We start from the raw sequence: 19870 nt of genomic DNA, 5'->3' as shown, positions 1-19870 counted from the left end.
TTCTTTTATAAAATTTCATAACCAGGTAATGTTAAAAATGGTTCAAACTCATCCTTACGCACTAAATCAGTAAATAACTTTGTCGCTTCTACAAATCTACCTTTCTCAAATGATTCTTTTCCAATCTCCTTCTCTATTTTCGCTAGTTCTTCCGCCTTCAATTGTTCTACTAAAGCAAACGTAACTTTACGACCGTCATTCAGTTTCCCCTCCTCATGACGAATCCACTGCCAAACTTGCGCTCTTGATATTTCCGCTGTTGCCGCATCTTCCATTAAGTTATAAATAGGTGCTGCCCCGCGTCCACTTAGCCATGACGCAATATATTGAATGCCAACACTGATATTCATGCGCAGCCCTTCTTCTGTAATCGTTCCCATAGGTACTTCTAATAAATCTTTTTCTGTTACATGCAGTTCCTCCCGTTTTCTAAATATTTGATTTGGTGTTTTCATAATGTGATTAAATACTTCCATCGCAACTGGTACGAGCCCTGGATGAGCAACCCAAGTTCCATCATGCCCATCTAAAGCTTCGCGCTCTTTATCGACCCGCACTTTTTCAAAGGCGATTTCATTCGCCTCTGGATTATTTTTAATTGGAATTTGCGCTGCCATCCCCCCCATCGCTGGTGCATTTCGGCGGTGACACGTTTGAATGACTTTCAAAGAATACGCGCGCATAAACGGTACTGTCATCGTAACTTGTGCTCTGTCTGGAAGCAAAAATGCTTTATGATTGCGGAAACATTTTAAAAAGCTAAAGATATAATCCCATCGTCCACAATTTAATCCAGCGGAGTGATCACGTAATTCATATAAAATTTCATCCATTTCAAATGCAGCATGGATCGTCTCAAGCAGTACCGTCGCTTTAATTGTGCCATTTGGAATACCGACATACTTCTGTGCAAATACAAATACATCATTCCATAAACGAGCCTCTAAATAGCTCTCCATCTTTGGCAAGTAAAAATATGGACCGCTTCCTTTTTCAATTAAAGTTTTCGCATTATGGAAAAAGTACAGTCCAAAGTCTACAAGACTTCCTGACATACGTTTCCCGTCAACTTGCATATGCTTTTCTTCTAAATGCCAACCGCGCGGACGTACAATAAGTACAGCTGTTTGATCGCCAAGACGGTATTCTTTCCCACTTGGGCTCTTATATGAAATCGTTCCTTTCGCAGCATCTCTTAAGTTTATTTGACCTTCTATTATGTTTTTCCATGTTGGTGAACTCGAGTCTTCAAAATCTGCCATAAAAAGATGTGCCCCAGAGTTTAAAGCATTAATAATCATCTTTCGATCTACGGGTCCCGTAATCTCTACGCGTCGATCTTCTAAATCACGCGGAAGCGGCGCAATTGTCCAATTGCCCGCACGTATATGTGCTGTTTCTGGTAAAAAATTCGGAAACTCTCCCGCATCAATTCTTTTCTGTTTTTCTTCTCGTTTCTTTAATAACTGAATACGACGTTCATTGAAATTCTCATGCAACTCTTTCAAAAAAGTAAGCGCTTCTGGTGTCAAAATTTCGTTGTACGATGGTAATAATTCTCCAGCGAGTGTCACTCGTGAAGTTTGCGTTGACATATTAGCATCTCCTTTTTTAAACTGTCTTATAACAGTTTTATATTTACCCTTTATATTATATAACAAAATTTCAGAAAAGGAAGGTGTTTTTTGAAAAATCAATCTTTTTTATGATGGAATTTTCCATTCACTCAAGATAATAAAAAGAAAAAACCTGCATCAAAAGGTTTTTTATACACCCTTTTGGCACAGGTTCTTTTCTTTCAATTCCTTATTTATTATTCAGCGTGTTCATTAGTAAGTGCATTATATAAAAATTGTGCATATTGCTCACGCGTTACCTTCATCTCCGGAGCAAATTTCCCTTGTCCAATTCCTGCTGCAATCTGATTGGATTGTACAGCACTAATTGCATCTTTTGCCCATGAATTTGCTGGAACATCGTTGAAACTATGCGGAGCTTTCACCTCTAAATCAAAAGCAGTCGCAATAACTTGGGCCATTTCTGCACGTGTTAGCGTATCTTTCGGTCTAAAATTCCCTTGCTCATCCCCTTGGAAAATGCCCATCTCCGTTAAAGCTAAAATTTCTTCCAAAAATAATGTTGATCCATGCTCATCAAGATCACCGTATGGATTTTCATATTCCTCTTTCTCTTCAATTCCTTCCATACTACGATAAATTAATGCCGCGACTTGTTCACGTGTTACATCATCCCCTAGTCCAAAAATACCATGACCATATCCCGCAATAATTCCCGCGTTTCCTAAATCAGAGATTGCCTCAAAAGCCCAATGATCTTGTGGTACATCATGAAATACAACCGGCTTACTTTCAGCTTTTACATTCAAACTCTCTGTGCTAAATAAAGCTCCCCCCATAATCGTTAATGATGCGACTACTTTCAAAAATTTCTTATTCACTACATTCTCTCCTCTATGTATATGTACTTTGTTTTAATATAAATAATTGATACAGAGGAGACAAGACACAAATTTGCCACCTTCGTGACAAATCTGTGAACTATATTACATGTAATTTTTTATTTATCAACTTGATAATCAACCTCATATAATATCATGATTTTCAGCACAAATACTTTTATATATAGGGGGCATTGCTATATTTCTTTCTAGCATTTCCAATATCCATAATTCCATTTATTACATTGTATATTATAAATACAACAAAAAGTACAATAAAAAATCATTGCACTTTTTCATAATCATGCAAGAGCTCTTTATGCATCTACTTCATCTTTTATATGATAATGAATAATAGCTTGATTTAAAAACTTCGCATATTGCTCACGTGTTACAAATGCGCTTGGTTCGAATTTTCCATTTCCAGTTCCAATTACAACTTTATTTGATTGTAAAGCACTTATTGCCTCTTTTGCCCAATGATTATCGGGCACATCATAAAACGTATGTTGGCGCTTTACTTCAAATTCGAATGTTCTTGTAAGAATCTGTGCCATTTCCGCACGTGTTAACGGTGCTATCGGTCTAAAGTTTCCGTTTTCATTTCCCTTAAAAATACCGCGCTCTGTCAATGCTAAGATTTCTTTTGGAAACATTGTAGATCGTTCAGAAATATCATTATAGGGGTTCTTTAACGGTCCTTTGTGCTCAAGTTGAAGTGTACGATATATAACTGCTGCCACTTGTTCACGTGTTACATAATCTTCTACACCAAATTTACCATTTCCATACCCTTCAAGAAATTTATGATAAACTAAATCCATAATATCATCATATGCCCAATGCCCTACTGGAACATCCGCAAACACGATCATCTCAGGGTACTCTTCCGCTCTAATTGGAGCCGTACCGGCACTTATCAATAACCCACCAACAATAGCTGCTGTAGTCATCACACGGCATACTTTTTTCTTCATTTTCCTCTCTCCTTCCTCCCTATTGATACACAATAAGAAAAGAATAGATTGTATTCGATTATTCATAACTACATATGCTTCATTGACAAATCATATGAACAAATCAAATACGCTTTAATATCTATTATTATGGATTTCACAATTATAAGAGGGGCAATTCATATTAAAAATGTAAATCGGGTGCAAATTGTTTTGAAGAACCGTTATCCTCGCCTTTTTTCTTCTATTTTTATACCTCCTTCTTTTTAAAAAGGACTAATGAAACCTCTTACAAGGATGTTATATAATATATATTCTATACCATTTCACCTCTATCCTTCTCCTATGAAAAGTTCATGATATAGACAAAAAACGCAAAATTATACGATATCGACCAAACGCCAAATCCCACACCTTATCTCTACAAAAAATAAAAAAACTCATCCGAAAATTATCCTTTTTAGACAGACTTCTTTCTATTTCTAACTTTTTATCACTTTGAATACGCATGCTCTTCCTCAAGCGCTGTTTCTACTTCTGATTTTCGAAACGTAAATGCCATTCCAGCAAAAATGAAAATAATCCCGATTACTTGTAGCATTGTTGGTCTAAAGCCTGTAAATACCGTATCTAATAAAATCGCCACACCTGGATCTAAAAATACTAATACAGAAATGAGTCTTGTTGGCAAATCTCTTAAACTATCAAAAAACAGATAATATACAAATCCTGTATGTATAAGGCCCGTTGCTGCTATATACAACCAATTCTTTTCTGTCAGTCCTTGAAATGCATGAAAATCAACAAATGGTAACAAAAGAAAGATTCCTAAAAAGGTTTGCAGAAATGTCATTGTGTATGCACTCGTCTGTGAAATTCCCTTTCCTAAAAGAGTCGTAAATGCGTAAAATAAAGCTGCTAGAAGAGCCCAGACCATTCCGGATGACATGAGTTTTCTCATAGAAATACTCCCATCTACTCCCGCAACGAATACAGTTCCAATAAAACACATAACAATGGAAATAATCGCGAATATTGTTAATTTCTCCTTAAATACGAGGCTCCCAATTATTAATACAATGATAGGAGCAAGATGATACACAGAGATAGCGATTGTAATCGACATAACCTCAAACGCTTTAAATAAGAACACCCAGTTAAAAACGAGAAATATACCACATGCTAATATTTGCATCACTTCTTTCCGATTCCATTTCTCCTCCTTATACTGACCGGTGACAATCCAACACAAAGTTAAAAACACTGTCGCACAAATACAACGTATAAATACTAATTCAAAAGATGGTAAGTTCGTTTGAACGGAAAAAAATCCAATTGATCCAAAAATAGACATGGATAATATCATTTTTAGCGCTGGCATCGATGATTGTATTTTTACTTTATACTTTGAAACCAAAAGATAGATCCCCCTTAAGCATTCCTTCTTCCGAAGAAATAAATGTAAATATTTTTAAAATTAAATCAAATTATACTTCATACATTATTATTTGTAAAAATATAGAATAAAAGACATATTAAGCTTCACATACTTAACATGTCTTTTTCTCTCTTCATATGATCCCTCTACTGACGAGTGTTTCCCCTATTTTTGTAAGGTAAATTGAGAAACAATTTTCTCCAATCCCCCTGCGATAATATGGAGTTGCTCAATTGCAGTAGAAATGGTTTGGACTGATTCTTCCTGCTTTAAGATGGATTGTTTTACCATATCGGTACAGTCAGATGATCTTTGGGCAATGTGAGCCATTTCTTCTGCTGAAGCAGAAATTTCTTCACTACTTGCAGCCATTTCATCCGTAGATCTAGAGGCACTTTCAATTTGAAACGATGCTTGTTGAACCTTTTCTGCAATCTTTCCAAATACTTCTTCTGTACGCATAGCTACTTCTGTACCTTGCTGAACATCCTCTTCTACTTTCCCCATTATCTCAACTGTATGGTTCGTTACTTCCATGACTTGGCCAACAAGTTGTTCAATTTGTTTTGCCGATTCACTAGACTGCTCCGCTAACTGTCTAACTTCATCAGCAACAACCGCAAAACCTCTACCACTTTCTCCAGCACGTGCAGCCTCGATCGCCGCATTTAATGCTAATAAATTAATCTGTGAGGCAATTTCTTGTATCACATCAATAATTTTCACAATTTCTTCTGATTGGACTTTCATATTCCCTACTTGTTTCACACCTTGCTGGACAGAACCATATATGGTATCCATTTGTCGAATCATCTGCTTCATAAATTGATTTCCTCTATCCGCTTCTAATGCAGATTGAGAAGATAACTCATTTACAGATGAAGATATATCCACGATTCCTTGTATCTCTTGTGTCAATTCTTCCATTGCACACGCAGTTTGTTCCGTCGCTTTCTTTTGACTATCCGCACCACTTGCCACTTCTTCAATATCTACTATAATTTGTTTAGCGGCCTGGTGCGACGTTTCTGATGCGGAAACGACCGCATGAGAGTGCTGCGATAATAGTTGAATGTTCTTTTCAACTTCTTTCATATTCTCTCTTAACCCTTCAATCATACTATTAAAATCACTAACTAATATACCTAATTCATCTTTCGCTTTATAATCTCCATATACCGTTAAATCGCCTTCTTTTACTCTTCCCATCATAATACTTACAGTTTGTAAAGGCGTGACGATTAACCTACTAATAATATAACTTAATATACAGATCAAAATTGTACTAACAGTTACAGTTATGATAAAACTTGTAATAGATTGTTCCACCATATTTTGAGAATCATCGAATACTTTATCTACTAAATCTGCAACATATTTTTCTAAATCCCCTGTATAACGAGCCAACTCAGCACCTTTTGGTTTGAGTTCTTCGCGGAACTCATTTATATGTTGTGAATCATGTATCAACTTTTCTTTTTCAAACAAACTTTCATATGTATTCCTGTAATCTGGTACAACCTTTTTCATCTTTTGAAACAGTTCATCTTCTTGCTTACTTAAATTAAAGCCATCATCATATTCTTTCAATAAAGAATCATATTTCTTCAGGTCATCTTCAATATCTTTGGCAATCTCTTTCCTCTCTTCACTTTGTGAAATCGTCATTAATGTTAGCAAATTATATTCTAATGCCTTTTGTGTGCGAAGCATACTTTCCAACAAGACATTAGAATATTGATAATCATCTGCAACAATCTTTGTGTTCTGTTTCATCTGTCTCATCGAGTTCATTGCTACGCAGCTCATCACAATGAAACCGAGAACAGCTAATGAAATAAGTAAAAATAACTTATATTTCACTTTCAAATTTCGTAAAAAACGCATAAATACAACTTTACTCCTCTATATATAGATTTTTAAAATTTTATAGCTTATTATTGAAAAAATCAGCAGAAAAATCAATGAAAAATTTTACCAAAAATTATTTACTAAAAATAAAGAAGTAGCAAACCGCTACTTCTTTATTTTTTCTGCCTCTCATATTCTTCAAATGTATGAATTCTTTCAAAAATAGGTGGATGTGTATATAAGAAAAATTTTACTAAAGCAGGTGGGTTTACTTGACTAAGGCTTGTTTTGGATAAATATTGGAATGTTTTTACTCCTGCCTTACCATCTTTCGTCATATGTAATGCATATTGATCCGCCGCACGTTCTTCAATGCGAGATACATAGTTTGTCGCCGGACTTGCGGCAAAAGATAATATAGAGGAAATTAAGAAAAATAAAGGGAGAATGGATAAACATGCAAGCTTTGAAATTCGCAATGTATCTCCCCATTTTCGTAAACAAAGATTTAAAATGCGACTAATCAAGTACATGCCGATAAATGTTAAAACAATATAACTGGCTACGCCCCAATATATATGTTTCATGACATAATGTCCTATTTCATGCGCCATAATAAACAAAATCTCTTTATCTTTTAGTTGCTGAAGCGTTGTATCCCATAATACAATGCGAAAATTCTTTCCGATCCCTGTCACGTATGCATTTAATGCATTTGTTTTTTCCGACATATTCACTTCATATACATGTTCCGCAGGGATATGTGCTTGATCTGCAATCGTTAAAATTTTCGTTTCTAACTCTTTATTTTTTAAAGTTGAAAACTCATGATAAAGCGGATCAATTAAAACAGGCTGTACAAATGTTAAAAAGATGGTAAATGGTACAGATAATGCCCAGCCTGCTAACCACCAACGCTTCGGGAATTTATTCATCAGCCATAATAAAACGGAAACGATCAGAAACATTATTACATAGTTGATCCAAAAATCAAGAACGTGATCTCGTATCCAGCTCGCTGTTGTTTGTGTTGAAATACCATAATCAATAGATACTTGATGCCCGAACCATTGCAGTGGTAATGAAAGTGCCGTTGTAAGTAATGATAAATAAAATAAATAAATCGCAATTTGTATGACTTTTACCTTCGATGTTTCTTTTGACCATTTCTCAAATTTATTTGATACCCCTAAAACGAGAACAAGCAATAAAATCATCCATTCAAGAGGCACAGATAAAAAAAACAGCAAATTTTTAACTCTCGAAAAATCTTGGCTTAATGTAAGTTCTTTCGCACTCATAAAGGTTGCTGGATCAGCACTCGTGCCTTTATACATGTCTGGAATCATTTCATGGTTCCAACCAAATAAATACCAGTATATAAATAAGGCAAAACCAACGTACAAAAAAAGCGACCATCCAATAACTTTTCTCACTGTACTCCCTCCTCTATGCTGCCTGTCTATTATTATTGTAAGTTCGCTTCTCTCAAAATAGAACAAGCTAATCTAAGGAATTGTCATGTAATTTTCAATCCCTTCTCTATATCAGCGATTCGACACAAATAGAAACAAAGAGCCTACGCCAAAAGTTATCCTTTTGCCATAGGCTCTTCCCGCTACGGAATCATATCTACCAATAAACTAAAATTATGAAGGTTCATAGAACTATATTTCATAATTCCTTGCACAGTTAACAACAGAATAAGACCCGTTATGCACATATAGTTGACACAATCTGCACTCTTTTTTTCCGCTACCATTCCACCGCAAATACATAATAATCCTAATAGATGAAGTGCCAAATAAACAAAAAAGTACGGTTCATTCCAACGAAAGCTCACATTTATAGTCGTAATTACAATCAAACTTATCATCATTAAATAGAAAAATTTATTTGATTGTATTGTTTCATTCATATAAACATATCCATTCCTTTCTATACGGGATCTTCCCTTCATAATCGCGCTATCCGCGTTTCATCATGACAAAATAAATCACTGCTTTAAAAAAGTAAAAGAATATACAAGCGGTCACTACATATTCAAACATTTTTTTGAAGATTACTCGATTGTTACTATTATAATTTAGCAAAATTCGTTTTACGATTTCTTCTAAAACAAGCCCAACTCCAATTATGCTTCCTACAAGAATAAGCAGAAATATAGCGCTTTCTTTATGATTCGTACTTGAAAACAAATAAAACTCTGGGAACACAATCGGATCCATAACCGGGCTAATTAACTGACAAACTTCTCTACTACATATGTCTGTTATAGATGTCGAATTTGTTATTTCTTTCAGAATATTCCCTGCGAACTTTTTCATCCATACAACTCTCCTAAACAGAAAGCTCTAGAGCCTTTACATCTTATTTAAAGTTACAATTGGTAGTTCTTCATTCATATAACGACGGTTCATAAACAAAAAGAATAAAACAAAATTTAACCCAAAGATAAAGATCATAAGTCCTGTAAAAAAACTTGTATAGTTGGAAAAGTCGGCAAAACTAATTGCTTCTTCTTTACTTATAAATTTGGAGGCAATCAGTACAACTGCATTGTTTAGCATATGAATACTAATCGGCATGAGTAGGCTTTTCGAGCGAATATATACAATAGATAGAACGATGCTAAATACGGCAGCACCAAGAAAATCAATATGCATGCAACCAAACAAAAGGGCAACTGCAATCATACCTTTTCCCGTTCCCCATTTTGCTGCAAAACGCTGAAAAAGAAATCCTCTAAATACAAATTCACCTATAATAGGTGCAATAAATACAACTATTATAAATTGATATACATATCCGCTGGTCTCTTCTATAATTGGTTGATGTAAAGCATTCATGATAAAATCCGGCGTAATCCACGTGAAACTATACATATACAAAATCAAATATCCATAGCTAAAGAGGCAAAGCATAATGGTAATCCATACAACTTGCAGTACATGAAATGTCTCTTGCCTATTAATAAATGCTCTTAATGGAATATCTTTTCTTCTATATTCATACAAGAGCCAAATCACTGGGAGTATATAAAATATGAGTAGATTTATAATAGAAGAATTTTGTATATGAAGTGTATGTTCGAGCAATTGCTTACTGCTGCGCTCCAGCCAAATCAGTGGTGTAAATACAATCAAAAAATATCTTGCTCGCATCGAATAAAACGGATTCATACTCATCTCCTCCCCTATGTTTACTTTTATCATATCATCTAAATCTTATTTCTTAACTAAGAAAACCTTAAAATTTCCTTAAAAATCCCATAACTTTCAAGAAAATGTTATGATATTTTGTGAAAACTAGGAGGGATTTTACTTTGTACAACGCAAATATTTTACTTGTTGATGATGAATCAGCAATCTTACAACTATTAACTACAATTCTACAAAAAGAAGGGTTTTCTCATATTACAACCGCAACTTCTGCTGAGGAAGCTTTGTTGCTCGTTGAAGATCATTCATATGATTTAATGATTCTCGATGTAATGCTCCCTGGACAATCCGGCTTTGATATTTGTCCTATTATCCGTCAAAAGACAGATTGTCCCATCTTTTTTCTAACAGCAAAAACATCTGATCTCGATAAAGTCTCTGGATTTTTATATGGAGCAGATGATTATATTACAAAACCATTCAATCCGCTTGAAGTTGTTGCTCGGATGAAAGCACAGCTGCGCAGACATTTGAAATACACTCCAAAAACAATACAAACTTCCGATATCTATTCATTTGGAAGATTTCAAGTCGATAAACATGCTGCTGAATTAAAAGTAGATGGCAATATTGTAGAATGCTCCGCTCAGCTATTTCAGCTCTTACTCTTCTTTTGTGAACATCCGAATTACGTCTTCTCTAAAGAAGAAATATACGAAAAAGTTTGGGGCGCTCCAGCCTATAACGGAGATGATAATACCGTGATGGTCCATATTCGCAAGCTGCGAGAAAAAATCGAATTCAACCCAAGCAACCCACAGTATATAAAAACAGTTCGCGGACTTGGCTATAAATTCATTCCAGGAAGGTAATCGCGATGAATTTAAGTAAAAGATTAATTATCCAATTTATTCTACAACATATTTTTGTCTTATTCACTTTACTAATTGCTGTCGTAATTGCCTTCGGATATTTCGCTATTTTGATTAACTCGTCCTTATCCGAAACAAATGTATCAGAATTTGATAATTCAACAATTTCCAGTTACGTTTCTTTCGAAAACAGTCATATTACATTGAATGCTAAAGTAAAAGAAACGATTCAAAAAAAAGAGGATTGGCTTCAAATTGTGGATGAAAACGGAAAGGTACTATATCACTATAATACACCTAAAGAGGTTCCTGATTCCTACACAAAAACATCATTAGTCGCATATTTAAGGCAGCAAATACATAGCCCGTATAAATTCACTTATTGGGATATTGAATTAGGAAAAAAGAAAGCAATTGTAATTTATGGTGAGCAACTTCAAAGCAATAAATTGTTGCAGAAACTACAAAAAGAGCACAATGCACCATTCACAGCAAATTTTTCTTTAACTGACTCTGAAAAAGAACAACTTTCTGCTGCAAATGCTGTATTACAAATTTTTAATGCAGATGGGGAAGAAATTTTTTCTTATCCAGAAAACCGAGGCAAGCCCCTTTCTGCCATTCAAGCCGTACTTTCTGAAAAAGAGCCTTGGAATCATCAAGAAAACATTTCAACTCTTTATAATCCGGAAGACAAAACTTTATTTACAATCACAACTAAAAATGCTCATTATAATCCATCTGAAATAGATGAGGATGTAATCGCGAAAAAATTCCTTACCTTTTTCGGTGTTGTTTTTCTTGTCACATTTGTCTATTTAGTCATTATTTCTATTTGGTACGGTAGAAAATTTGGAAAACCGCTGTTACATACAATGCGTTGGCTCAAAAATATAGCCGGCGGAATATATGAAGAACCTGTTAGTAAAAAAGGAAAACCGATTCGCTTTCGGCGCTCTGGTAAAGAAAAATGGTCATTCCGTTTATTTAAAGATGTAACAAAGGCGTTAGAACATCTTTCAATTACACTCAAAAAAAACGAAGCGATGCGACAAGTACTTCAACAAACACGCGAAGAATGGATTACCGGACTCACTCATGATTTAAAAACACCCCTTAGTTCGATTTACGGTTACTCTCTTTTATTAGAATCTAACCAATATCAATGGACTGACCAAGATATTCAAGAGTTCGGTCATGTCATAAAAGAAAAATCACAATATATGACTACATTAATCGATGATTTAAGCTTAACATACCAATTAAAAAACAATGTGCTTCCTTCTCAACATTCACATGTTGAAATTAATCAATTTGTTCAAAAGATTTTATTGCAATTTATTAATAACCCTACGCTTCAAAATCAAAATATTGAATTTGTTCCAAGTTCCCATAAAATCTATTATTCGATTGAGGAAAAGTGGTTCCAGCGCATTATTGAAAATTTATTAGCAAATGCCGTAAAACATAACAATGAAACGACCAAAATCCTCGTCAAACTAGCAAAAAACAAGGATTCTTTCACTCTTTCTATTACAGATAACGGAAAGGGAATGGATGAAAAAACAAAAGAACTATTATTTGAACGGTATTACCGCGGAACAAATACAGAAGAAAATAATGCAGGAACAGGACTTGGTCTCGCTATTACAAAGCAACTTGTCCTCGCTCATAACGGTACGATTTCAATTGAAAGTGAACTTGGGAAAGGAACAGCTATTACTATCATATTTCCATTTCCGAATCAAAAGAGAACGTCTTAACCGAAATTGTCGTTACGTATTCTGTATAAAAAGAGCGAATCATCATTGATTCGCCCTTTTTCTTCCTATTTCTGTTCACCCGCCTTCTATGTATTATGATAAAGAAAAGCTCCATTTTTTTCTTGACGTTTTTTTACTTTATTTCACAAAACAATTCCAGGATTTATCTAGTAAAGAAACAAGATGGAAAACCGACTTGTTATATTGTCACTACGAAGAAGTTTTAGGTTCATACATTTGTTCTTATGTCTAAATGATGATACAAAATCCATACATATAGTACTCATCAATTTATAGTACTACTAATAATACAGTACCTTGAAATATATGGTAGTTGATGGTATATTTAGAAATAATTAGATAAATCATTCCAAAAAACATGTCATTTTAAAAAAATAGAGGGGGACGAATCGCTTTCGCAACGAAAGGTTCTCTCCACTTATTTTCAAAATTCTCATAAAGAAACAGATTGAATTCTTAACTGTGATGCATCATTTCATAAAGGAAAGTGATTGTAGTGAACAAAAAGGAATTTTTAAACAAACTTAGCTCTTCCCTAGGAAACATACCAAATTCAGAAAAAAACGATATTCTATTAGAATATGAAACTCATTTTATTAGCGGTAAGCAGGATGGGAAATCTGAAGAAGAGATTTGTAAAAAACTTGGAAACCCTAAAACGATCGCGAAAGAAATGAATGTTACATACGCTATAAACAACGCGAATCAAAAACGCAGCCTCAAAAATATGATAATAGCAATCCTGTCTGTTATGAGCTTAGGTTTGGCAAACTTTATATGTATCATGATAGCTTTCTTCTTATTACTCTTGCTATCGCCAATTCTTCTTGCACTCATCGTTGCTACTCCTTTACTATTACTATCACCTCTACTACTAGTAATAGTTGGATTTACAAAAGGATTTCATCAAATCCATTTTTCAGATGTTTATAGTGTGTTGATAGGTTTTTTTATTGGCTTAGTCATCGCTGGTGTATCTTATCAAGCACTAAAACATTTATACTCGCTTTTAGTCAAATATTTGAAATGGAATGTCTCTATTTTAAAAGAGGATTAATAGAAATGAAAGAGTGTACATCTCCTCTTTCATTTCCTTCGTTTATTTCCAATATGCAATTTCGCATATTCTCTCCTGTCATTTCCACTTTCATGCTACGATATATGTGAAATACGACATATATCGACAAAATAGGAAGTGATTCTATGAAACGTTCTAAAACATATGTAAAATGTCTCGCATTATCTGCTGTGTTGGCAAGTAGTGCCCTAGCAATGCACACACCGGTTGTCGCTGCACAAACAACTTCTCAAGTTGTAACAGATATCGGTCAAAATGCAAAAACACATACAAGCTACAATACATTTAATAATGAACAAGCAGATAATATGACAATGTCATTAAAAGTAACTTTCATTGATGATCCAAGTGCTGATAAGCAAATTGCGGTTATTAATACAACAGGTAGCTTTATGAAAGCAAACCCAACTCTTAGTGACGCACCTGTTGATGGATATCCAATTCCAGGGGCAAGTGTCACATTGCGCTATCCATCACAATATGATATTGCAATGAATTTACAAGATAATACGTCGCGATTCTTTCATGTAGCACCGACAAATGCAGTGGAAGAAACGACTGTCACATCAAGCGTTTCTTATCAACTTGGCGGCTCTATCAAAGCCTCTGTAACACCAAGCGGTCCTAGTGGCGAATCTGGAGCAACAGGTCAAGTAACTTGGTCTGATTCCGTCAGTTATAAACAAACAAGCTATAAAACAAACTTAATTGATCAAACAAATAAACATGTAAAATGGAACGTATTCTTTAATGGATATAATAATCAAAACTGGGGCATTTACACTCGCGATTCTTACCATGCTTTATATGGAAACCAATTATTTATGTATTCTCGTACGTATCCTCATGAAACAGATGCACGAGGCAATCTAGTCCCAATGAATGACCTTCCAGCTCTCACAAATAGCGGTTTCTCTCCAGGCATGATTGCTGTTGTCATTTCAGAAAAAGATACAGAACAGTCTTCTATCCAAGTTGCTTATACAAAGCATGCTGACGATTATACACTTCGCCCTGGCTTTACATTCGGAACTGGTAACTGGGTTGGAAATAATATAAAAGATGTAGATCAAAAAACATTTAATAAATCATTTGTATTAGATTGGAAAAATAAAAAACTAGTAGAGAAGAAGTAAAGTAAAAAACAACACTGACAAACTCAGTGTTGTTTTTTACTTTATACTTGCATTGCCTTTTCTCTCAAAGCTCTTCTTAATAGTTTTCCCGTGGTGTTTTTCGGTAATTCCTTCAAAAATTCTATCTTTTTGGGAACCTTATATTTTGCAAGGTGCAACGAACAATAATGAATGAGCTCTTCTTCTCGTACCCTGTCATGTTTTGGAACAACATAAGCACATACAGCTTCTCCTAAACTTTCATCCGGAACACCTATTACGATTACTTCAGCCACTTCCTCATGTTTATATAATACTTCTTCTACTTCCCGGGGATATACGTTATATCCACCGACAAGGATGATATCTTTTTTACGATCCACAATATAGAAGTAACCTTCTTCATCCATTTTTGCTAGATCACCTGTATATAGCCACCCTTCACGAAGCACTGCTGCTGTATCTTCTGGAGCTTTATAATACCCTTTCATCACGTTCGGACCGCGAACAATCAGTTCTCCAACTTCTCCAACAGGTACTTCCTCACCAAGCTCATTTACTACTTTATTTTCAACATGCCAAATATTCGTTCCAATCGATCCTGGTTTTCGCGGCCGATCCAATGGATTAAAACACGTCACTGGCGATGCTTCTGATAGTCCGTATCCTTCTGAAACAATGACACGAAAACGTTTTTCAAAATTCTCCAAAAGAGCAACAGGCATAGATGCACCACCAGATATGCAAAGTCTGAGTGAGTGCATATCTTCTGCACTTGCTCCTTCATATAAATATAAATAATTGTACATCGTTGGTACACCGGCAAATATTGTTGGTTTATATGTGCGACAAATGCGAAATACTTCTTTTGGACTAAACTTTGGTAACATTAAAATGATTGCCCCATTTATAATCGGTGCATGAATCGCAACGGTTAAACAAAACACATGGAACATCGGTAACGCCGCCACAACACGGTCATCTTCTGTATATTGTAAATATGTCGCAACGTCTCTCGCATTACTATATAAATTCTTATGCGTTAACATAGCACCTTTTGGTTGTCCCGTTGTTCCTGAAGTGTATAAAATAACCGCAACGTCTTCTTCATGTAATAGTGGACCTTCATAAGATATATCTCCAGTTTCCACCAAACTAGTAAACGTTTTCACTTTTTCGTTGTCTGTAAGTTGAAAATCTGATGAGGTTTCACATATGATAATATGTTCGAGAGAAGGAAGTCTTGTTGTAAGAGATTGTATAATCGGTAGAAGGATGTCGAGTATGATGATTGTTTTTACGTCTCCATTTTGTAAAATGTAATGCATTTCATCTGCGGTATATATTGGGTTAACCGGAACAACGGTTGCTCCTGTTTTCATGACCCCATATAACCCGATTAAAAAATGTGGTGAATTCCCAACAGCTAATGCAACATGATCCCCTTTTGTGATGCCCATTTTTGCTAAATTACTAGAAAACTTTGTGACCATTTTATTTAATTGGTCATACGAGACCGACTCATCCATAAATATATAAGCTGGTTTCTCCCCTTTCTTTACGGCTGTCTCAGCTAAAGATTGAACGAGATTCACATAACCCCCACCTTTATAAAATTTTGAAAATTTAAAAATTCTAAATACATTATATTAAAAGAAAATTAGGGTATCAAGTAACATTCAAATACTCGCATATAAAGTAGCAGCGTAAATCACTACTACCAGTAGGTACGAGCGAAATGAAGGTTCATTCATTTTTACAATCCATGCGCCTTACCGCATCTACCGCTTTTTTACAAAAACATAAAAGAATCTTACCCATTTCAGTTACAGCGTATTTCGTAATGAATTGAGGTGAAACAATAATGGTGCATGAAATTTTATCAGCGATTTTTGAAATATATCGACCGTTTCTCAACATATATCGGCGCAATTTAAAATATATCGGCCATTCGACACAGGATATCGACGGTACGACAAATAACGACATGAAAACTGCTCTCCCAATTTAGGAGAGCAGTCCACTATTAAAAGAACAATGCTAAGAAATCTTCTTTCGTTATATTCCCAAAGTAGCGTTTTACATCTACGTCTTCTAACGCTGCAGCAAAGGCTTCCTTATCAAACTGAACACCTGTTAAACGCTCTTCAATATCATGAACATCGAGTGCACCAAAGAAGTCACCATATATTTTACACTCTGTTACTGTTCCTTTTTTCACTTCTAATCGAACATCAACCTGTCCAACTGGGAAACGGTGTGAATGTTGTAAATTGAACTTCGGTGACTTTCCGTAGTTCCAGTCCCAATTGCGGTAGCGCTCTTCAGAAATTTTATAAATTTCTTTCCAATCTTCTTCTGTTAACTCATATGTTGGAATTTCCTTTTCTCCTTCAAAGATTGTCTCAAGAAGAAGCTGTTTAAATTCTTCTGTTGTCATCTTTTCATTTAAAAATTCCGTAATATTAGCTACACGGCTGCGAATCGATTTAATTCCTTTTGATTGAATTTTGTCCATTTTCACTTTTAATGCAGATACAACGTGATCGATTTCAGAATCAAATAATAATGTACCGTGACTGAACATACGACCTCTCGTTGAAAATTGAGCGTTACCTGAAATTTTTCGTCCCTCAGCTAAAATATCGTTACGTCCACTAAGTTCTGCATTCACACCTAATTTACCAAGTGCTTTCGTAACGGGCTCTGTGAATTTTTTAAAGTTATGAAAACTATCCCCGTCATCTTTTGTAATAAAACTAAAGTTTAAGTTTCCTAAATCATGGTACACAGCCCCGCCACCTGATAAACGGCGTACAACATGGATCCCTTTCTCTTTCACATAATCTGCATTAATTTCTTCGACTGTATTTTGGTTTTTCCCAATAATGATGGAAGGTTCATTAATGTAAAACAGCAAATATGTTTCATTAATATCTAAATTTTTCACGCAATATTCTTCAATTGCTAAATTAATCGTAGGATCTGTAATCCCTTTATTATCAATAAATAACATGTTCTCACCTCATGAATTCCAAGTATAGCCACTATGCGCTAATGCAATAGAGCCACTAAAAATTTGTTTTGCTTCTTCTACTAAATCAGCTGGATTTCCTATATGGGGCAAATGCGTTAATACTAATTTTTTTACATTGGCATGCTTTGCTATGTTTGCGGCTTCTATACTATTCATATGCCCTGCTTTTGCAGCCTCTTGATGCGCATACATATTGCATTCGCAAATAAATAAATCCGCATCCTTTGTAAATGGAATAAATTCAGGAATATAACTAGAGTCCGCACTATATACAACAACTTTATCTCCCGCCGCAATGCGCATTGCATAGCACGTAACAGGATGTACTGTTTTTAAGAATGAAATGGAGAACGGTCCAATTTGCAATGTTTCCTCTGGATGATAGACAATTCCTTTCGTATGCGGCTCATGCGTTAAGGACGCAAATCCTTGTACATCAAAACCATGCCCATAGATTGGCAATTGTGGTAATTGCCCTTTTGTCGCATTTGTAATTAACCTTGCATATTGTAATACCCCAATATCCGCAACATGATCATGATGATAATGCGACAATAAAACTGCATCTATATCAGATGGTGCTATATATTTTTGAAGCTGTGCTAATACACCACTGCCACAGTCAACAAGTAAACGAAAACCATCGTGTTCAAACAAATACCCCGATGTCGCTTCTCCCGCTTCTGGAAAGCCGCCCCAAAAGCCAACAACAGTCACCTTCATATGTATCCATCCTTTCAAAAACCGATAGAAATGCATGCTTTCTTTCTATATTGAGAAAGATTTCACTTACATTCTACATTGTTAACTATAATCCATTTCCTAAACTTTTTCATTATTTTTCATTTTGTTATAAAACAGTTGTTGACTTTTTATTTTTGTACTAATACAATATTATTAAGAAATGGAGGGATTTTCATGATTGATCAACCAATGGAATTTTTCAGAAATTTGCCAACAAAAACTTGCGCGCATTGCGGAAAGGAAATTGATGAGCAACACGAAGCATACCATAATAAATGCGATGACTGTGTTCACGAAGAATAATCGTGTATACACATAAAAAACCTAGCAGACATTGTCTACTAGGCTAGTAACATCGCATCTTTCATCGTTGAACCTTTCACCAAGAGTTCCAGCTCAAACTCATATAGTTCTTTTTTGCGATAATTTTTTGTATGGATTTTATCTATCATTAAATCTATAACTTTTCGAGCCATGTCATCGATTGGTTGTTCCATTGTCGTAATACCAGGATCTGTAATTTTTGATAAAATTTGATTATCAAAACCAATTACAGCTAGGTTATCTGGAATACTCCAGTTATGGCGTTTCGCCTCTGAAATAATGCCAGCTGCAACCTCATCGCCTCCTGCCAAAATAGCGGTAGGATTTTTTTTGTCCTTTAATACATCATGAAAGAGTCTTTTCCCATCTCCCCACGAGAAAACGTTTTCAATAAAATCAATTCCTTCTACATGTTTCCCCTGCTCAGTAACTGCACGCAAAAATCCCATTTTTCGTTGTTGGCTAATTACCTTTGTTTCATTGCCACGGCAGAAAATAAGATTGCGATACCCTTGCTCTAATACATGTTTTGCCGCAATATATGCTCCTTGAGCATGATCAAATTTAACCGTTGGAATATTTGCTTCTTCAATATATTCATTACATAACACAATTGGACCGTGTTGTAAATATGGCTCCACATCTTCCCATGAGTTCTCAAGGGAACATAGAATAATGCCATCTACTTGTTTTGTTGATAACAGTTGTAAGTATTCCATCTCTTTTTCTGGTAAGTATCTTGTTTGACAAATAATCAGTTTATATTTATGTTCAGAAGCAGCAATCTCAATTGCTTCAATAAATCTACTGAAAAAAGGATTTGTAATTCTTGGAACGAGAACTGCAATTGTCTCCGTTTTTTGTTTTCGAAGTCTTCTTGCTGCCGAATTAGGTACGAAGCCTAAATGCTTCATCGCTAATTGAACTCTCTTTTTCTTCTCATCTGATACGTACGGATGATTATTAATCACCCGAGAAACCGTTGTTCTTGATAATCCCGCTAATTTCGCCACGTCCTCAATCGTTGACACGAAATTCTCCCCCTTTGTATG

General features: G+C 35.1%; 18 protein-coding genes. 5 read left to right on the top strand and 13 right to left on the bottom strand.

All coding sequences use genetic code 11. The features are described from left to right. Positions 1-5 precede the first annotated feature (5 nt). The 9 genes from aceB to BCER98_RS04680 all read right to left on the bottom strand — a co-directional run bounded on the left by aceB (position 6) and on the right by BCER98_RS04680 (position 9885). Positions 6-1595, bottom strand: a complete 1590-nt coding sequence (gene aceB / locus BCER98_RS04720; protein WP_011983942.1) for a malate synthase A — start codon at positions 1593-1595, stop codon at positions 6-8. Positions 1596-1813: 218 nt separating this feature from the next. Then, entirely contained in the window at positions 1814-2458 is a 645-nt protein-coding gene (locus BCER98_RS04715; RefSeq protein ID WP_011983941.1) for an S-layer homology domain-containing protein, read from the bottom strand. Between the two features lie 317 nt (positions 2459-2775). After that, positions 2776-3435: an S-layer homology domain-containing protein gene (locus BCER98_RS04710; protein WP_011983940.1), complete on the bottom strand. Its 660-nt coding sequence runs from the start codon at positions 3433-3435 to the stop codon at positions 2776-2778. A gap of 472 nt (positions 3436-3907) precedes the next feature. After that, on the bottom strand, positions 3908-4795 hold the full coding sequence (locus tag BCER98_RS04705) for a DMT family transporter (RefSeq protein ID WP_041810254.1): 888 nt from the start codon (positions 4793-4795) through the stop codon (positions 3908-3910). A gap of 222 nt (positions 4796-5017) precedes the next feature. After that, positions 5018-6739 carry a methyl-accepting chemotaxis protein gene (locus tag BCER98_RS04700; RefSeq protein WP_011983938.1) on the bottom strand — a complete coding sequence of 574 codons (1722 nt, stop codon included), beginning with the start codon at positions 6737-6739 and terminating at the stop codon, positions 5018-5020. A 137-nt stretch (positions 6740-6876) separates the two neighbouring features. Next, on the bottom strand, positions 6877-8139 hold the full coding sequence (locus tag BCER98_RS04695) for a M48 family metallopeptidase (protein ID WP_011983937.1): 1263 nt from the start codon (positions 8137-8139) through the stop codon (positions 6877-6879). A 182-nt stretch (positions 8140-8321) separates the two neighbouring features. Then, positions 8322-8621: a hypothetical protein gene (locus BCER98_RS04690; RefSeq protein ID WP_041810252.1), complete on the bottom strand. Its 300-nt coding sequence runs from the start codon at positions 8619-8621 to the stop codon at positions 8322-8324. Between the two features lie 49 nt (positions 8622-8670). Beyond that, positions 8671-9030: a hypothetical protein gene (locus BCER98_RS04685; protein WP_011983935.1), complete on the bottom strand. Its 360-nt coding sequence runs from the start codon at positions 9028-9030 to the stop codon at positions 8671-8673. A 36-nt stretch (positions 9031-9066) separates the two neighbouring features. Further along, positions 9067-9885: a CPBP family intramembrane glutamic endopeptidase gene (locus tag BCER98_RS04680; RefSeq protein WP_011983934.1), complete on the bottom strand. Its 819-nt coding sequence runs from the start codon at positions 9883-9885 to the stop codon at positions 9067-9069. 143 nt (positions 9886-10028) lie between these two features. On the opposite strand from BCER98_RS04680, the gene BCER98_RS04675 reads away from it, so the two are divergent. From BCER98_RS04675 to cytK1, 4 genes are all read left to right on the top strand, one after another. Continuing rightward, positions 10029-10736 (top strand): response regulator transcription factor, encoded by a 708-nt coding sequence (locus BCER98_RS04675; protein WP_011983933.1) that lies wholly within the window; start codon positions 10029-10031, stop codon positions 10734-10736. 5 nt (positions 10737-10741) lie between these two features. Beyond that, positions 10742-12499: a sensor histidine kinase gene (locus BCER98_RS04670; RefSeq protein WP_011983932.1), complete on the top strand. Its 1758-nt coding sequence runs from the start codon at positions 10742-10744 to the stop codon at positions 12497-12499. Between the two features lie 517 nt (positions 12500-13016). Further along, entirely contained in the window at positions 13017-13577 is a 561-nt protein-coding gene (locus BCER98_RS04665; RefSeq protein WP_011983931.1) for an HAAS signaling domain-containing protein, read from the top strand. Positions 13578-13723: 146 nt separating this feature from the next. Continuing rightward, on the top strand, positions 13724-14734 hold the full coding sequence (gene cytK1 / locus BCER98_RS04660; protein WP_011983930.1) for a beta-channel forming cytolysin CytK1: 1011 nt from the start codon (positions 13724-13726) through the stop codon (positions 14732-14734). A gap of 41 nt (positions 14735-14775) precedes the next feature. Here the strand turns inward: cytK1 and BCER98_RS04655 are convergent, their stop codons facing one another. The 3 genes from BCER98_RS04655 to BCER98_RS04640 form a co-directional block, all read right to left on the bottom strand. Further along, positions 14776-16308, bottom strand: a complete 1533-nt coding sequence (locus tag BCER98_RS04655) for a fatty acid--CoA ligase family protein (protein WP_011983929.1) — start codon at positions 16306-16308, stop codon at positions 14776-14778. A 431-nt stretch (positions 16309-16739) separates the two neighbouring features. Next, on the bottom strand, positions 16740-17729 hold the full coding sequence (locus BCER98_RS04645) for a lipoate--protein ligase (RefSeq protein ID WP_011983928.1): 990 nt from the start codon (positions 17727-17729) through the stop codon (positions 16740-16742). Between the two features lie 9 nt (positions 17730-17738). Beyond that, positions 17739-18473, bottom strand: coding sequence for an MBL fold metallo-hydrolase (locus BCER98_RS04640; protein WP_011983927.1), 735 nt, complete (start codon positions 18471-18473; stop codon positions 17739-17741). Between the two features lie 195 nt (positions 18474-18668). On the opposite strand from BCER98_RS04640, the gene yhfH reads away from it, so the two are divergent. Continuing rightward, entirely contained in the window at positions 18669-18797 is a 129-nt protein-coding gene (yhfH, locus tag BCER98_RS20670; RefSeq protein ID WP_000567010.1) for a protein YhfH, read from the top strand. 38 nt (positions 18798-18835) lie between these two features. Here the strand turns inward: yhfH and BCER98_RS04635 are convergent, their stop codons facing one another. Beyond that, complete coding sequence (locus BCER98_RS04635; protein WP_011983926.1) at positions 18836-19849, bottom strand: LacI family DNA-binding transcriptional regulator; 1014 nt, start codon at positions 19847-19849, stop codon at positions 18836-18838. Positions 19850-19870 lie beyond the last annotated feature (21 nt).

Source organism: Bacillus cytotoxicus NVH 391-98 (assembly GCF_000017425.1).
Classification (GTDB): domain Bacteria; phylum Bacillota; class Bacilli; order Bacillales; family Bacillaceae_G; genus Bacillus_A; species Bacillus_A cytotoxicus.
The sequence above is the reverse complement of the archived record's forward strand: the minus strand, read 5'-3'. Positions and strand labels throughout refer to the sequence as shown.

Excerpts from the sequence above, each read along its gene's own strand:
- aceB (WP_011983942.1), bottom strand. The coding sequence starts at position 1,595 with ATGTCAACGCAAACTTCACGAGTGACACTCGCTGGAGAATTATTACCA.
- BCER98_RS04710 (WP_011983940.1), bottom strand. The coding sequence starts at position 3,435 with ATGAAGAAAAAAGTATGCCGTGTGATGACTACAGCAGCTATTGTTGGT.
- BCER98_RS04705 (WP_041810254.1), bottom strand. The coding sequence starts at position 4,795 with ATGCCAGCGCTAAAAATGATATTATCCATGTCTATTTTTGGATCAATT.
- BCER98_RS04700 (WP_011983938.1), bottom strand. The coding sequence starts at position 6,739 with ATGCGTTTTTTACGAAATTTGAAAGTGAAATATAAGTTATTTTTACTT.
- BCER98_RS04690 (WP_041810252.1), bottom strand. The coding sequence starts at position 8,621 with ATGAATGAAACAATACAATCAAATAAATTTTTCTATTTAATGATGATA.
- BCER98_RS04685 (WP_011983935.1), bottom strand. The coding sequence starts at position 9,030 with ATGAAAAAGTTCGCAGGGAATATTCTGAAAGAAATAACAAATTCGACA.
- BCER98_RS04680 (WP_011983934.1), bottom strand. The coding sequence starts at position 9,885 with ATGAATCCGTTTTATTCGATGCGAGCAAGATATTTTTTGATTGTATTT.
- BCER98_RS04670 (WP_011983932.1), top strand. The coding sequence starts at position 10,742 with ATGAATTTAAGTAAAAGATTAATTATCCAATTTATTCTACAACATATT.
- cytK1 (WP_011983930.1), top strand. The coding sequence starts at position 13,724 with ATGAAACGTTCTAAAACATATGTAAAATGTCTCGCATTATCTGCTGTG.
- BCER98_RS04645 (WP_011983928.1), bottom strand. The coding sequence starts at position 17,729 with ATGTTATTTATTGATAATAAAGGGATTACAGATCCTACGATTAATTTA.
- BCER98_RS04640 (WP_011983927.1), bottom strand. The coding sequence starts at position 18,473 with ATGAAGGTGACTGTTGTTGGCTTTTGGGGCGGCTTTCCAGAAGCGGGA.
- yhfH (WP_000567010.1), top strand. The coding sequence starts at position 18,669 with ATGATTGATCAACCAATGGAATTTTTCAGAAATTTGCCAACAAAAACT.